This is a genomic window from Blastococcus xanthinilyticus, assembly GCF_008124835.1.
Taxonomy (GTDB): domain Bacteria; phylum Actinomycetota; class Actinomycetes; order Mycobacteriales; family Geodermatophilaceae; genus Blastococcus; species Blastococcus xanthinilyticus.
In genome coordinates this window covers 75968-89593 of sequence record NZ_VNHW01000005.1, presented here as the reverse complement: position 1 = coordinate 89593, position 13626 = coordinate 75968, and the positions used below count along the sequence as shown (strand labels likewise).

14 protein-coding genes are annotated in these 13626 nt (G+C 75.0%); 10 read left to right on the top strand and 4 right to left on the bottom strand.

The window, feature by feature from the left end; translation table 11 throughout:
• Window positions 1–85 precede the first annotated feature (85 nt).
• The 8 genes from BD833_RS09285 (at window position 86) to BD833_RS09250 (ending at window position 6932) form a co-directional block, all read left to right on the top strand.
• Window positions 86–748, top strand: a complete 663-nt coding sequence (locus BD833_RS09285; RefSeq protein ID WP_166532853.1) for a fasciclin domain-containing protein — start codon at window positions 86–88, stop codon at window positions 746–748.
• An 86-nt stretch (window positions 749–834) separates the two neighbouring features.
• Entirely contained in the window at window positions 835–1386 is a 552-nt protein-coding gene (pyrE, locus tag BD833_RS09280) for an orotate phosphoribosyltransferase (RefSeq protein WP_166532852.1), read from the top strand.
• Between the two features lie 40 nt (window positions 1387–1426).
• Window positions 1427–2842 (top strand): FAD-binding oxidoreductase, encoded by a 1416-nt coding sequence (locus BD833_RS09275; protein WP_208092490.1) that lies wholly within the window; start codon window positions 1427–1429, stop codon window positions 2840–2842.
• Complete coding sequence (locus BD833_RS09270; RefSeq protein WP_166532851.1) at window positions 2839–4191, top strand: FAD-dependent oxidoreductase; 1353 nt, start codon at window positions 2839–2841, stop codon at window positions 4189–4191. Before BD833_RS09275 ends, BD833_RS09270 begins: the two co-directional genes overlap by 4 nt.
• Window positions 4192–4195: 4 nt before the next feature.
• A complete protein-coding gene (locus BD833_RS23225) occupies window positions 4196–4786 on the top strand; it encodes a pentapeptide repeat-containing protein (protein WP_166532850.1) in 591 nt (196 codons plus the stop codon).
• Window positions 4787–4922: 136 nt separating this feature from the next.
• Window positions 4923–5342 carry a hypothetical protein gene (locus BD833_RS09260; RefSeq protein WP_166532849.1) on the top strand — a complete coding sequence of 140 codons (420 nt, stop codon included), beginning with the start codon at window positions 4923–4925 and terminating at the stop codon, window positions 5340–5342.
• A gap of 130 nt (window positions 5343–5472) precedes the next feature.
• Window positions 5473–6507 carry a class II fructose-bisphosphate aldolase gene (gene fbaA, locus BD833_RS09255; RefSeq protein ID WP_166532848.1) on the top strand — a complete coding sequence of 345 codons (1035 nt, stop codon included), beginning with the start codon at window positions 5473–5475 and terminating at the stop codon, window positions 6505–6507.
• Window positions 6508–6509: 2 nt separating this feature from the next.
• Complete coding sequence (locus tag BD833_RS09250; protein WP_166532847.1) at window positions 6510–6932, top strand: DUF3151 domain-containing protein; 423 nt, start codon at window positions 6510–6512, stop codon at window positions 6930–6932.
• A 237-nt stretch (window positions 6933–7169) separates the two neighbouring features.
• On the opposite strand, the gene BD833_RS09245 is transcribed toward BD833_RS09250, so the two are convergent.
• The 3 genes from BD833_RS09245 to BD833_RS23220 form a co-directional block, all read right to left on the bottom strand.
• Entirely contained in the window at window positions 7170–8003 is an 834-nt protein-coding gene (locus tag BD833_RS09245) for an ATP-binding cassette domain-containing protein (protein ID WP_166532846.1), read from the bottom strand.
• On the bottom strand, window positions 8000–9064 hold the full coding sequence (locus BD833_RS09240) for an ABC transporter permease (protein ID WP_243737555.1): 1065 nt from the start codon (window positions 9062–9064) through the stop codon (window positions 8000–8002). The genes BD833_RS09245 and BD833_RS09240 overlap by 4 nt, the downstream gene beginning before the upstream one ends.
• A 106-nt stretch (window positions 9065–9170) precedes the next feature.
• A complete protein-coding gene (locus tag BD833_RS23220) occupies window positions 9171–9785 on the bottom strand; it encodes a hypothetical protein (RefSeq protein ID WP_166532844.1) in 615 nt (204 codons plus the stop codon).
• Between the two features lie 80 nt (window positions 9786–9865).
• On the opposite strand from BD833_RS23220, the gene BD833_RS09230 reads away from it, so the two are divergent.
• Window positions 9866–11155: an adenylosuccinate synthase gene (locus BD833_RS09230; protein WP_166532843.1), complete on the top strand. Its 1290-nt coding sequence runs from the start codon at window positions 9866–9868 to the stop codon at window positions 11153–11155.
• Window positions 11156–11445: 290 nt separating this feature from the next.
• On the top strand, window positions 11446–12477 hold the full coding sequence (gene rsgA, locus BD833_RS09225) for a ribosome small subunit-dependent GTPase A (RefSeq protein WP_166533068.1): 1032 nt from the start codon (window positions 11446–11448) through the stop codon (window positions 12475–12477).
• 10 nt (window positions 12478–12487) lie between these two features.
• Here rsgA and BD833_RS09220 read toward each other — a convergent pair whose 3' ends face one another.
• Window positions 12488–13513, bottom strand: a complete 1026-nt coding sequence (locus BD833_RS09220) for a glycerophosphodiester phosphodiesterase family protein (RefSeq protein WP_166532842.1) — start codon at window positions 13511–13513, stop codon at window positions 12488–12490.
• Window positions 13514–13626 lie beyond the last annotated feature (113 nt).

The following is a 13626-nucleotide window of genomic DNA, read 5'->3' as shown; positions in this document are numbered from 1 at the left end:
GTTCCCGCGCCGTGCGTCCCCCGCCGGCCGGCCGGTCGGGCGCGTGCCCCCGCCGCCGCGAACGAGGACAGGAGCACCACCGACCATGACGCACAGGCCGCGCTCCGGCGTCCTACTCCCCGCCGTCGCGGCGCTCGCGCTCGCGCTGGGCGCCTGCAGCTCCGACGGGTCTCCCGACGGTGCCGGAGACGCGGCGGCTCCCAGCTCGTCGGCCGCGGAGAGCACCGCGAGCGCCGCCCCGGCCCCGGAAGGGCCGTTCGGCGACGGGTGCGCGGCGGTGCCGGTCGAGGGGGAGGGCAGCGTCGCGGGCATGGCCGACGACCCGGTGGCGACGGCGGCCGCCAGCAACCCGGCGCTGTCGGCCCTGGTGCAGGCCGTCCAGGCCGCCAGCCTGGTGGAGACCTTCAACACGACGCCGGACATCACCGTGCTGGCCCCGGCCAACCCGGCCTTCGAGGCCTTGCCGGCGGACCAGCTCGCCGCGCTCCTGGGCGACACCGCGCAGCTGACCGCCGTGCTCACCCACCACGTGATCCCGGGGCGCCTGGGCCCGGCCGAGCTCGCCGGCACCCACACGACCCTCAACAACGACCAGATCACCGTCGAGGGCTCGGGGACCGACCTGACCGTCGCCGCCGACGCGACCGTGCTGGGCCAGGCGGAGGCCACCGTGCTCTGCGGGAACCTGCAGACCGCGAACGCCACCGTCTACGTCATCGACCAGGTCCTCGCGCCCGCCGAGCAGTGAGCCCGCGGGCCCGCGGGCTCGGTTCCGGCGGAACCACCCGGCTGGCGGGATCGGTGCCCCGACCGCCCTCAGTAGGGTCGGGCGCCATGGACCCCACCGCGCATCCCGACCGCGACCGGCTGCTCCAGCTGATCCTCGACCTCGCCGTGGTGCACGGGAAGGTCACGCTGTCCTCCGGGCAGGAGGCCGACTGGTACATCGACCTGCGCCGGCTGACGCTGCACCACGAGGGCGCGCCGCTGGTCGGCCGCGTCATGCGGCAGCTCACCGGCGACCTCCGCTACGACGTCGTCGGCGGGCTCACGCTGGGAGCGGACCCGGTGGCGGCGGCGATGCTGCACGCAGCCGCGGCGGGGGAGGGCTTCCTGGACGCCTGCGTGGTGCGCAAGGCCGGCAAGGCGCACGGGCTGCAGCGGCGGATCGAGGGGCCGGACGTCGCGGGCCGCGCCGTCCTGGTGGTCGAGGACGTCTCCACCACCGGGGGCAGCCCGCTCACCGCCGCGGAGGCCCTGCAGGAGGCCGGCGCCGAGGTGGTGGCGGTCGCGGTGATCGTCGACCGCGGCGGCCGCGCGGCGGTGGAGGAGGCCGGCTTCGAGTACCGGGCCGCCTTCACCCTGGCCGATCTCGGGCTCGGGTAAGCCCCCTGGTCATCCGCCGCGAAGGCCGTACGGTGTGACGGTGACCACGACGACGGCGACGTGGCTCGCCGAGCTGACCGACGCCCTGGGTGCCGATGGCATCCTGACCGATCCGGACGTCACCGCGTCCTACGCCCGCGACCAGGCGATGCTGGCGCCCGCGGGCGTCCCGGCCGCGGTGGTGTTCCCGCGCCGCACGGACGATGTCGTCGCGGTCATGCGGATCGCGGCCCGGCACGGGTTGCCGGTGGTGCCCCGCGGCGCGGGCTCGGGGCTGGCCGGCGCCAGCAACGCCGTCGACGGCGGCATCACCGTCGTCATGACCCGCATGGACGCCGTCCTGGAGGTCTCGCCGGCCGACCGGCTCGCCGTCGTGCAGCCCGGCGTGGTGAACAAGCAGCTGCGCGACGCCGTCGCCGGGGCGGGGCTGTTCTACCCACCGGACCCGTCGAGCTACGACTGGTGCACGATCGGCGGCAACCTCTCCACGAACTCCGGCGGGCTGTGCTGCGTCAAGTACGGCGTCACCACCGACTACGTGCTCGGGCTGGAGGTCGTGCTGGCCGACGGCCGGGTGCTGCGCACCGGGCGGCGCACCGTGAAGGGCGTGGCCGGCTACGACCTGGCGAGGCTGTTCGTCGGCTCCGAGGGCACGCTCGGGATCATCACCGAGGCGACCCTGGCGCTGCGGCCGGCGCCGCAGCGGCCGGTGACCCTGGCCGCCACCTTCGCGACGACGGCGCAGACCGGGCAGGTCGTCGAGCGGGTGGTGACCGCCGGGCTGGTGCCCAGCCTCATGGAGGTCATGGACAACACCTGCATCCGCGCGGTCGACGACCTGCTGCGCGCCGATCTGGACCGCTCAGCCCACGCCCTGCTCGTCGCCCAGTCCGACGCCGGTGGCGCCGCCGCCGCGGCGGAGATCGAGGCGCTCGCCGAGCTGTGCCGCGCCGCCGGCGCGCAGTTCGTGCACACCACCGAGGACCAGGCCGAGGGTGATCTGCTGCTCGCGGCCCGCCGCATGGCGCTGCCGGCCCTGGAGCAGCTGGGCAGCACGCTGATCGACGACGTCGCCGTCCCGCGGTCCCGGATCGCCGCGTTCCTCGACGGCTGCGACGCCATCGCCGTCGCCCGCGCGCTCACCATCGGCGTCGTGGGGCATGCCGGCGACGGCAACATGCACCCGACCATCGTCTTCGACCCCACCGACGCCGACCAGCGCGCCCGGGCGTTCGGGGCCTTCGACGACATCCTGGAGCTCGGGCTGGCGCTGGGCGGCACCATCACCGGCGAGCACGGCGTGGGGGTGCTCAAGGTCGACTGGCTGGAGCGGGAGATCGGCCCGGTCGCCCTCGACGTCCACCGGTCCCTGAAGTCCGCGCTGGACCCGGCCGGGCTGCTCAACCCGGGCACGGTGTTCCGCAGCGCGCCGGCGGGTGCCACGCTGGGCCGATGAGCAGGGAGCGGTTCCTCGTCATCGGGGGCGACGCGGCAGGCATGTCGGCGGCGGCCCAGGCCCGCCGGCTGAGGGACGCCGACGACCTGGAGGTCGTCGTGCTGGAGCAGGGCGACGTCGTCTCCTACTCCGCCTGCGGCATCCCGTACTGGGTGGGCGGGCAGGTCGAGGACCGGGACTCGCTGATCGCCCGGACGCCGGCGGAGTTCGCCGCGAAGGACATCACCGTGCACACCGGCACCCGCGCGGTCGAGATCGACGCCGACGCCGGGAAGGTCGTCACCGACACCGGCGAGCGGCTCGGCTACGACCGCCTGCTGGTGGCCACCGGGGGGCGCCCGAGCCGCCCGCCGATCCCCGGCCTGGACGCCCCGGGCGTCTTCGGCGTCCACCGGCTCGACGACGGCGCGGCGATCCGGGCCGCGCTCGACGCCGGGCCGCGCCGCGCGCTGGTGCTGGGCGGCGGGTACATCGGGCTGGAGATGGCCGAGGCGCTGCAGCGCCGGGGGCTCGAGGTCACCGTCGTGCTCGCCGACCCGCTGCCGATGCAGCTGCTGGACAGCGACATGGCCGCACGCGTGTGCGCCGGCATGGGCGCCATGGGCATGGAGATGCACCCCGACCAGGCGGTCCGCGAGATCCTGGTGGACGAGTCCGGCCGGGCGCGGGGTGTGCGCACCGACGCCGGCAGCTACGACGCCGACCTGATCGTGCTCGGCCTCGGCATGGGCCCGGAGGTGGCGCTGGCCGAGCAGGCCGGCATCCGGCTGGGCACGACGGGTGCCATCGCCGTCGACCGGACCCAGCGCACCCGCTCGCACCCGGAGATCTACGCCGCCGGCGACTGCGCGCAGACCTTCCACCGGGTCACCGGCGAGGCCACCCACGTCGCGCTCGGCACCCACGCGAACAAGCAGGGCCGGGTGGCCGGCTCGGTGATCGGCGGCCGGGCGGCCCGCTTCGCCGGGGTCCTGGGGACGGCGCTGACCAAGGTGGGGGACCTGGAGATCGGCCGCACCGGGCTGTGCACCACCGAGGCGGAGCAGGCCGGGTTCGACTACCGCACCGACACCATCGAGGCGACGACGAAGGCCGGCTACTACCCGGGCGCCGAGGAGGTCGCGATCAAGCTGCTGAGCGAGGCCGGGTCGGGGCGGCTGCTCGGGGCGCAGATCGTCGGCGGCCCCGGCTCGGGCAAGCGGATCGACGTGCTGGCCGCCGCCATCTGGGCCGGGATGACCGCCGAGGACCTGGCCGGATCCGACCTCTCCTACGCGCCGCCGTTCTCGCCGACCTACGACCCGGTGGTCGTGGCCGCGCGGGTGGTCAGCCGCATCGAGCAGGGCTGAGCCGGTGACGGCCACCGACGTCCGGGGCGCGGACTGGTACGCCGAGGACCTCTCCGGCCGAGAGCACACCGCGGTCGCGTTCAGCGCCGTCGACCTCACCGAGGCGACCGGCACCGGTGCGGTCTTCACCGACTGCTCCTTCACCGACTGCAAGCTGGCCCTGGTCGAGCTCGCCGACGCTGCTTTCGTCAACTGCCGCTTCACCGGCTGCTCGTTCTTCGCCGCCGTCCTCACCGACTGCAAGCTGGTCGGGGCCGCGTTCGACCGGTGCACCTTCGACCAGCTGACCGTCAGCCGGGGCGACTGGTCCTTCGCCGTGCTCCCCGGGGCCGACCTGCGCCGGGCGACCTTCCAGGGCACGCGGCTGCGCGAGGCCGACCTCACCGGCCTGTTCGGTGCGGGCGCCACGTTGCGCGACGTGGACCTCTCCGCGGCCGATCTGACCGGCGCCGACCTCACCGGGGCCGACCTGCGCGGCAGCGACCTGGCGGGCCTCGACCCGCGCCAGGTCCGGCTCGGGGGCGCGCGGATCGACGCGGTGCAGGCCGTGGTGCTGGCGACGGCGCTCGGCCTGCGGGTCGGCGACGACGCGTAGGAGCAGGGAGGAGGGTGGGGTGCTGCGACGCCGGGCAGGGCTCCTCGCCTTCCTGTGCCTCGGGGTGGCCGGGTGCACGGCGGACGGGGCTGCCCCCGCACCGCCGTCCGCCGCGTCCTCACCGGCGGTCCCGACCGTGGCGGAGCCGACCCTCGCGGAGCCGACCCTCGCGGGGCCGACCGGACCCGTCGCCGGCTGCGACTCCCAGCGGGCCGAGCCCCTGGACCCCCTGCAGCCGTTCGACGTGCCCGCGACCGGCGGCACGGTGACCGGCCTGGCGTTCGGCGCCGTCCCGGCGCGGGTCGGCGACGAGCTGAAGATCGTCTGGCGGGTCACCGGGACCGGCGACCTCTCCGTCCGGCCGGTGCGCCCCGACGGCACCGAGGGGGAGCTGGTGTTCGGCCCGGAGCCGCACGGCGGCAGCAACTTCGCCGCGCCGGGCGACGAGTGGGGCACCGGGTTCGTCCTCGACCAGGCCGGTTGCTGGCAGCTGGAGCTGTCCCGGGACGACGTCGCGGCCACCGTGCCGCTCCTGGTGGAGGAGGCCGCCGCGTGACCGCGCCGTCGCCCGGTCGGGGGCCGCTGCCGCCCGTGCTGTCGCGACCACGGGGTGCGGCGGGATACTGACCCCCGACGTCAGCCGTGCAGCGCCGTACCGCCGCCACCGATGCGAGGAGTGCCCGCCCATGCCCATCGCGACCCCCGAGGTCTACGCCGACATGATCAACCGGGCGAAGGAGGGCGGTTTCGCCTACCCGGCGATCAACTGCACCTCCTCGGAGACGATCAACGCGGCGCTGCGCGGCTTCGCCGACGCCGGGAGCGACGGGATCATCCAGTTCTCCACCGGCGGTGCGGAGTTCGGCTCCGGCACCAAGGTGAAGGACATGGTCACCGGCGCGGTGGCGCTCGCCGAGTTCGCCCACGTCGTCGCCGAGAAGTACCCGGTGAACGTCGCGCTGCACACCGACCACTGCCCCAAGGACAAGCTGGACAGCTACGTCCGCCCGCTGATCGCGCTGTCCAAGGACCGCGTCGACGCCGGGCAGGAGCCGCTGTTCCAGTCGCACATGTGGGACGGCTCGGCCATCGAGCTCGGCGAGAACCTCGACATCGCCGAGGAACTCATGGAGAAGTCCGCCGCGGCCAAGATCGTGCTGGAGCTGGAGATCGGCATCGTCGGCGGCGAGGAGGACGGCGTCGTCGCCGAGATCAACGAGAAGCTCTACACCGCCGACGGCGACTTCCTGCGCACCGCCCAGCAGCTCGGCCTCGGTGAGCGCGGGGTCTACCTGCTCGCGGCCACCTTCGGCAACGTGCACGGCGTCTACAAGCCCGGCAACGTGAAGCTCCGCCCCGACGTGCTCGAGCGCGGCCAGGCGCTGGTGGCCAAGGAGTTCGGCCTCGGCGAGGGCGCCAAGCCGTTCAACCTGGTGTTCCACGGCGGGTCGGGCTCGGCGGAGTCGGAGATCCGCGAGGCGCTCTCGTACGGCGTGGTCAAGATGAACGTCGACACCGACACCCAGTACGCCTTCACCCGCTCCATCGCCGGGCACATGTTCAGCAACTACGACGGCGTGCTGAAGATCGACGGCGAGGTCGGCAACAAGAAGGCCTACGACCCGCGCAACTACCTCAAGGCCGCCGAGACGAGCATGGCCGCCCGCATCGTCGAGGCCTGCGAGCACCTGCTCTCGGCCGGCCAGTCGCAGGGGGCATGAGCATGAGCCACTCCCACGGCAACCTGCTGGGCGAGCCGCCCGCCACCCTCCTGCCGCCCACCCCGGAGGCCGACGCGGAGCTCGCCGAGGGCGCGACGCTGGCCGAGGCCGCCGCCCACCACCCCACGGTGAGCGCGGTCTGGGCCGGCCTGGCCGAGGCGGCGCTGCACCGCACCGAGCGGGCGCTCGACGACACCGTCCAGGCCTACGCCTACGCGCGCACCGGCTACCACCGCGGCCTCGACGCGCTGCGCCGCAACGGCTGGAAGGGCTACGGCCCGGTGCCGTGGTCGCACGAGCCCAACCGCGGCTTCCTGCGCTGCGTCACCGTGCTGGCCGCGGCGGCCGAGGCGATCGGCGAGACCGACGAGGCCGAGCGCTGCCGGCAGCTGCTGCGCGACTGCGACGCTGTGCAGTTCCCGTGATCGTCCCGATCACACCGCGGTGACATCGGTCGTCCTCCGGACGACACCGCGGCCAGGAGACGTTCCCCTGCTGCGCTGAGCGCGTCCGGCGGCCCGCGCCGGGGAGCCTCCGGCCCCCGCGTCGCGGGTCGCCCCTCGCGGGGCGGCTCGCGTCCTGTTCCGCGACCGGCGTTCTCGTCGGCTGCGAGCCGCGGCTCCAGCGCCTCCTCGGGGACCCTGCGGGCCCCCTCGTCGGCGCTAGCGCTCGCCGAGCTCGGGGTGCAGGGCGGTCAGCGCGTCGGTGAGGGTGTTCAGCTGATCGCCGCCGGCCATCAGGGCGGTGAGGACGTCGGCGTCGACGTCGTCCCGGGTGAGGTTGCCGGCCACGTGGCCGTGCGCCAGGAGCAGGAACCGGTCACCGATCAGGTGCGCGTAGCGCGGGTTGTTCGTGACCACCACGACCGCGAGCCCCTGCGCCCGGGCGGCGAGGACCGACTGCCCGAACAGGGTCTGCCGGGCGACCGTGATCGGCGTGGAGGGCTCGTCGATGAGCAGGGCCCGCGCGCCGAAGTGCAGGGCCCGGGCGACGGCGAGGCTCTGCCGCTCCCCGGCCTGCAGCGCGCTCGCCGGCTGGTCGGGGTCCAGCCCGGTCACACCCACCCGGGCCATGGCGCGCAGGGTGGTCTCGCGGGCGCCGTCCACGTCCAGCCGGCGCAGCGGCCACACCCCCCGGGTGGGCTCGGCGCCGAGGAAGAAGTTCCGCCAGACCGAGAGCAGCGGGGCCACCGCGAGGTCCTGCCAGACGGTGGCGATGCCGGCTTCCCGCGCCTGCCGGGGCGAGCGGAAGCGCACCGGCGTGCCGTCCACCAGGAGCTCGCCCTCGTCGTGCCGGCGCAGGCCGGACAGGACCGAGACCAGCGTCGACTTCCCGGAGCCGTTCTCGCCGAGCACGCAGGTGATCTGGCCCGGCAGGAGCGTGGCGTGCACCCGGTTCAGGGCCGGCACGGCGCCGTGCCGGACGGTCACCCCCCGCAGCTCGACCGACGGCGTCACCGTCCCGGCCGGTCCCTCCGGGGGCAGCGCGGTGCTCACGAGCGCGGCACCGCCTTCAGCCGGCGGCGCACCACGCCGTTGGCGAGCAGGGCCACCAGCAGCAGCGCGCCCAGCAGCGCCTGGAACCACCGCGGGTCCCAGCCGGCCAGCGTGATGCCCTGCCGGGCGACGGCGTAGAGCAGCGCGCCGACCGCGGCGCCGATCGCCGAGCCGTAGCCGCCGGTGAGCAGGCAGCCCCCGATGACCGCCACGACGATGAAGTCGATGCCGCTCACGAAGCTCGTGGGGCCGCCGGCCTGCACGCTGCCCAGCCGGATCAGGGTGATCGTGCCCAGCAGCCAGCCCGCCGACGCGGTCAGGCAGAACAGGCCGACCGTCGTCCGGCGCACCGGCACGCCGAGCTCGCGGGCGGCCTGACGGGCGCCGCCGCAGGCGAAGACGGCGTTGCCGAACTTGGTGCGCCACAGCGCCCACGTCGCCAGCGCGGTGAGGCCCAGCCACCACACGACCGAGATGCTGAACAGGCCGTTGCCGGCCTCCAGCGTCGCGTCGAAGACGGTGCTCGCCGACGCCCACCCCGGCGTCTGGTCGAGCCCGCTCACCCGGGTGGCGCCCGCGACCGCCTGGGCACCGGCCTGCGAGGTGCCCTGGAGGATGAGGAACGTCGCCAGCGTCACCAGGAAGCTCGGCAGGCCGGTGTTCACGACGAGCACGCCGTTGACCACGCCGACCAACAGCGCGGCGAGGAGGGAGACCGCCAGCGCGGGCCACGTGCTCCAGCCCGCGTAGCCGATCAGCAGGGCGGTCAGCAGCGAACTGGAGACGGCGACGACGCCGACCGACAGGTCGAACTGCCCGGCCACCAGCAGCAGCGCGACGGCGACCCCGCCGATGCCCAGGAGCGCGGCGGTGTCCAGCACGCCCGCGAGGCCGAACGGGCTCAGCAGATCCGGGGCCTGGGAGGCGAAGAAGAGCACGACCACGACCAGGCCCACGACGGCGGGCAGGCTCGGCCGGCCGAGCGCGCGGGCGAGGAAGGGCCGGCCCGGCGGCGCTGCGGCGGGGCGGGCACCGAACACCGGCGGGCGGCCGCTGATCACCGGCACGGGAACCCGGCGGGGCGGCGGAGCGTCGGCAGCGGGTCCTCCTCGTCGTGGGGTGGCATCCCAGTGTCCACGACGCGGCGCCGACCGCGCAGCGGCCCGCCTACGGCTGCAGCCGCCAGCGCACCCGGTCGTCGGCGTACCAGGTCCAGCGCTGCACCGACCGCACGTAGGCGACGCCGTCGCGGACGATCCGTGCCGGATCGGAGGCGATCTGCAGCGCGCGCCCGCTGGTGTGCCGGGTCGGCCGCAGCGGCAGGGTCATGACGGTCACGCCGATCGTGTCGACGGCGGTCCAGTCGGGCCGGACGTCGATCCGGGTGATCTCGCCGTCGGCCACCTTGATGTCGTCGTGGTGCGCCTGCAGGCCCAGCCGCCGCGACAGCGACCGGCGGCCCTGGCCGGCCGCCTCGACCCGGCCGTGGTGCAGCAGCACGCCGCCGTGGTCGTCGCGGACCAGGGTGAGCTCCCGCGGCCCGCCGCTGCCCACGCCGAGGTCGTGCGCCAGGGCCGTCGACGCCTTGTCCGCCGTCGGCTCCCAGGCCACCGGCACCTCCGCCGTCCGCCCCGCCTTCAGCAGGGCCGCGAGCACCGCCGACAGGCCGGCCACCGGGCCGCGGACGGTCAGCGAATCGGCGGCCGGCACCGCCTCCAGCTGGCTCGCGCGGGGCGCCTCGCCCGGGTCCAGGCGGCGGAGGTCCAGCTCGACCGGCGGCATGCCGATACCCTGTCACCCGTCCCGCCCGCGCTCCCCGCCGGCCGGGATCCGCCCCGACGAGCAAGGAGAACCCCGAGCCGATGCCCGCTGTCGTGCTGATCGGTGCCCAGTGGGGTGACGAGGGCAAGGGCAAGGCCACCGACCTGCTCGGCGGCCGCGTGCCCTACGTCGTCCGCTACCAGGGCGGCAACAACGCCGGTCACACGGTGATCACCCCGGACGGCGAGAAGTACGCCCTCCACCTGATCCCGTCGGGGATCCTGACGCCGGGCTGCACGCCGGTCATCGGCAACGGTGTGGTGATCGACCCCGAGGTGCTGATCGGCGAGCTGGCCGGGCTGGACGAGCGCGGGGTGGACACCTCGCGGCTGGTCATCTCCTCGGACGCGCACTTGATCATGCCGCACCACCGGGCCCTCGACAAGGTCACCGAGCGCTTCCTGGGCAAGCGCAAGATCGGCACCACCGGCCGCGGCATCGGCCCGGCGTACGGCGACAAGGTGGCCCGCGTCGGCATCCGGGTGCAGGACCTGCTGGACCTGTCGATCCTCCGGCAGAAGCTCGAGGGCACGCTCCAGGAGAAGAACCAGATCCTGGTCAAGGTCTACAACCGCAAGGCGATCGACGTCGACGAGGTCGTCGAGGAGTACACGGCCTACGCCGAGGCGCTCAAGCACCGGATCGTCGACACCCGCCTGCTGCTCGGCACGGCCCTCGACGCCGGCGAGTGGGTCCTCCTCGAGGGCTCGCAGGGCACGCTGCTCGACGTCGACCACGGCACCTATCCGTTCGTCACGTCGTCCAACCCGACCGCGGGCGGCGCCGCCGTCGGCGCCGGCGTGGGCCCCACCCGGATCGAGCGGGTCGTCGGGATCCTCAAGGCCTACACGACCCGCGTCGGCTCCGGCCCCTTCCCGACCGAGCTGTTCGACGCCAGCGGCGAGTACCTGCGCAAGCAGGGCGGCGAGGTCGGCGTGACCACCGGCCGCGACCGCCGCTGCGGCTGGTTCGACGCCGTCGTCGCCCGCTACGCCAGCCGGGTCAACGGCATCACCGACTACTTCCTCACCAAGCTCGACGTGCTGTCGGGCCTCGACAGAGTGCCGATCTGCGTGGCCTACGACGTCGACGGCGTCCGGCACGACGAGATGCCGATGACGCAGACCGACTTCCACCACGCCAAGCCGGTCTACGAGGAGATGCCCGGCTGGTTCGAGGACATCCGGCACTGCCGGACCTTCGACGAGCTGCCGCCCAACGCCCAGGCCTACGTGCGGCGGCTGGAGGAGCTCTCCGGCGCCCGGATCAGCGTGATCGGGGTCGGCCCGGGCCGGGACGAGAACGTCGTCATCCACGATCTGATCGGTTGACGGTGCTCATCGCGGCCCTCCGGGCCGCACCGCGGCCAGGTGCCGTCCCCGGCCTGCGTGGAGCCGCTTCGTCGTGGCTGCGCGGAGGCCTCCGGTCCCACTCGCCACGACCGGGCAGGCCCGCTGGCTGTGACATCGTCGTCCTCCGGACGACACCGCGGCCAGGAGTCGTCCCCCAGCTGCGCTGAGCCCTTGCGTCGCCCCTGCGCGGACCCCTCCGGGGCCCACTCGGGGCGACAGGACACCTCGTCGCGAAAATGCCGCGACAGACGGGTTCGCCCGGGCCCACCATGCCGGGCGTGGAGCTCCCTGATCTCGGCTGGACGGCCGATCGCGCGGCCGCGCTGCCCGCGGGCTGCGAGCCCGGCCGGGTGGCGCGGGTGGACCGCGGCCGGCTGACCGTGCGCACCGCCGCGGGTGAGCAGCGGGCAGCCCTCGCGGCGGGGCTGCACGACGCGGCGACCGGGCCCGCCGTCGGTGACTGGGTGGCCCTGCGCGGGGAGCTGGCGGTCGCCGTCCTGCCGCGCACCAGCGCGTTCACCCGCACGGCCGCGGGCCGGACCTCGGCGGCCCAGGTGGTGGCCGCCAACGTGGACACCGTCCTGGTGGTCGACGCGCTGATCGGCGAGGCCCGGGTGCGGCGGATCGAGCGCTACCTGGCCGTGGCGTGGAGCAGCGGTGCCGCACCGGCCGTCGTGCTCACCAAGGCAGACCTGTGCCCGGACGTGCCGGCCGTGGTCGCGCAGGTCGGCGAGGACGCCCCCGGCGTCCCGGTGCTGCCCGTCAGCTCGGTCACCGGCGCCGGGCTCGAGGCGGTCCGGGCGCTCCTGCCCCCCGGCGGCACGGCCGCGATGGTCGGCCCGTCAGGCGTGGGGAAGTCGAGCCTGGCCAACGCGCTGGCCGGCCGGGCGGTGGCCGTCACGCGCGACATCCGCGACGACGGCCGCGGGCGGCACACCACCACGGCGCGCGAGCTGCACCTGCTCCCCGGGGGCGGCCTGCTGATCGACACCCCCGGCATGCGGGAGCTGGGCCTGCGCGACGACGCGGACGGCGTCGACCGGGCGTTCGCCGACGTCGCGGAGCTGGCCGCCGGATGCCGCTACCGCGACTGCGCGCACCGGACCGAACCCGGCTGCGCCGTCGCCGCGGCGCTCGAGGCCGGGCGGCTCGACCCCGCGCGCTACACGTCGTGGCGGAAGCTGCAGGCCGAGGCCCACCGCCAGGAGCTGCGCGTGGACGCGCGGGCCCGGGCGCAGGAACGCGCCCGGCTCCGGGCGCTGCACCGGGCGCAGCGCGCGCAGCCGAACCGGGTGCGGTGACCCGGCCGGCTCAGACCAGCTGCGCGGTGACGGCGGTGCGCGCCCGGACGGCGTGGTCGGGGGAGTCGGTGATCAGCCCGTCCAGGCCCAGCGACAGCAGCGCGACGGCGTCGGCGACGGCGTCCCCCTGGGCCCCTGGCTCCCGGCCCCGGCGCAGGTGCGGGGGGAGGAAGGTGTTCTCCGCCCGCAGCGTCCAGCAGAACACCGCCAGCTGGGCCGCGTGCGCCTGCTGCACGAGGTGCGCCGTGCCGGTCAGCCCGGCGCCGGCCGCGCTGGCCAGCACCCGGTCGCGGCTGGGCGCCACGGCCTGGGCGTAGGTGGAGATCTCGCGCAGCCCGGCGGGGGTCACCATGGCGTCGCCGACGGGCTGGTCGGAGACCAGCTGGGCCATCTCCGGGCCGCCGTCCCCGAGGCGGCCGCGGAGCTCGCGCAGCAGCGCGGCGTCGAACGCCTGGACCACGACGGTGCCGTCGGCGGTGTCGGCGCCGAGCCGGCGGAGCTCCTCGGCGACCAGCTCGCCCATGGGCAGGCCGGCCGCGGCCGCCCACTCGGGGTGCTTCAGCTCGGCCAGGACGCGGATCGGCCGGTCGGCCGTCGAGCGGCAGCGGGCGAGCTCGACCACGTCGGCGAGGGTGAGGATGCCGAAGCGCCCGTCGTAGGCGGTGTTGAGCGGGCGCAGGGCGGGCATCCGCTCGATCGCCCGGAGCGTCCGGAGCTCGGCGAGATCGAAGTCCTCGGTGAACCAGCCGGTGCAGGCGGCGCCGTCGACCACCCTGGTGGTGCGGCGGTCGGCGAACTCGGGGCGTTCGGCGACGTCGGTACTCAGCGAGAGCTCGTTCTCGTGCCGGACGACGAGCACGCCGTCCCGGCTGACCACGACGTCGGGCTCGATCAGGTCGGCTCCGAGGTCGATGGCCAGCTCGAAGCTCGCCGCGGTGTGCTCCGGCCGGTAGGCCGGGGCTCCGCGGTGTCCGATGACGACGGGCCGGGGAAGGCGTGTCGCTGGTCGGTCCACCAGCGACTCGGTCGCGCGCATGGCACCCACAACACAGGAATCGGATGAATCGGGGGCGAACTGAAAGAAACTGATTGCGCACGATCGAGCGGCCACTCGACTGACCAGTGCAATTCCAGCCCGAAAGTGGCTCA

Coding starts and splice junctions, on each gene's coding strand:
- BD833_RS09285 (WP_166532853.1), top strand. CDS start 86: ATGACGCACAGGCCGCGCTCCGGCGTCCTACTCCCCGCCGTCGCGGCG.
- pyrE (WP_166532852.1), top strand. CDS start 835: ATGGACCCCACCGCGCATCCCGACCGCGACCGGCTGCTCCAGCTGATC.
- BD833_RS09270 (WP_166532851.1), top strand. CDS start 2,839: ATGAGCAGGGAGCGGTTCCTCGTCATCGGGGGCGACGCGGCAGGCATG.
- fbaA (WP_166532848.1), top strand. CDS start 5,473: ATGCCCATCGCGACCCCCGAGGTCTACGCCGACATGATCAACCGGGCG.
- BD833_RS09250 (WP_166532847.1), top strand. CDS start 6,510: ATGAGCCACTCCCACGGCAACCTGCTGGGCGAGCCGCCCGCCACCCTC.
- BD833_RS23220 (WP_166532844.1), bottom strand. CDS start 9,785: ATGCCGCCGGTCGAGCTGGACCTCCGCCGCCTGGACCCGGGCGAGGCG.
- BD833_RS09230 (WP_166532843.1), top strand. CDS start 9,866: ATGCCCGCTGTCGTGCTGATCGGTGCCCAGTGGGGTGACGAGGGCAAG.
- rsgA (WP_166533068.1), top strand. CDS start 11,446: ATGCCGGGCGTGGAGCTCCCTGATCTCGGCTGGACGGCCGATCGCGCG.
- BD833_RS09220 (WP_166532842.1), bottom strand. CDS start 13,513: ATGCGCGCGACCGAGTCGCTGGTGGACCGACCAGCGACACGCCTTCCC.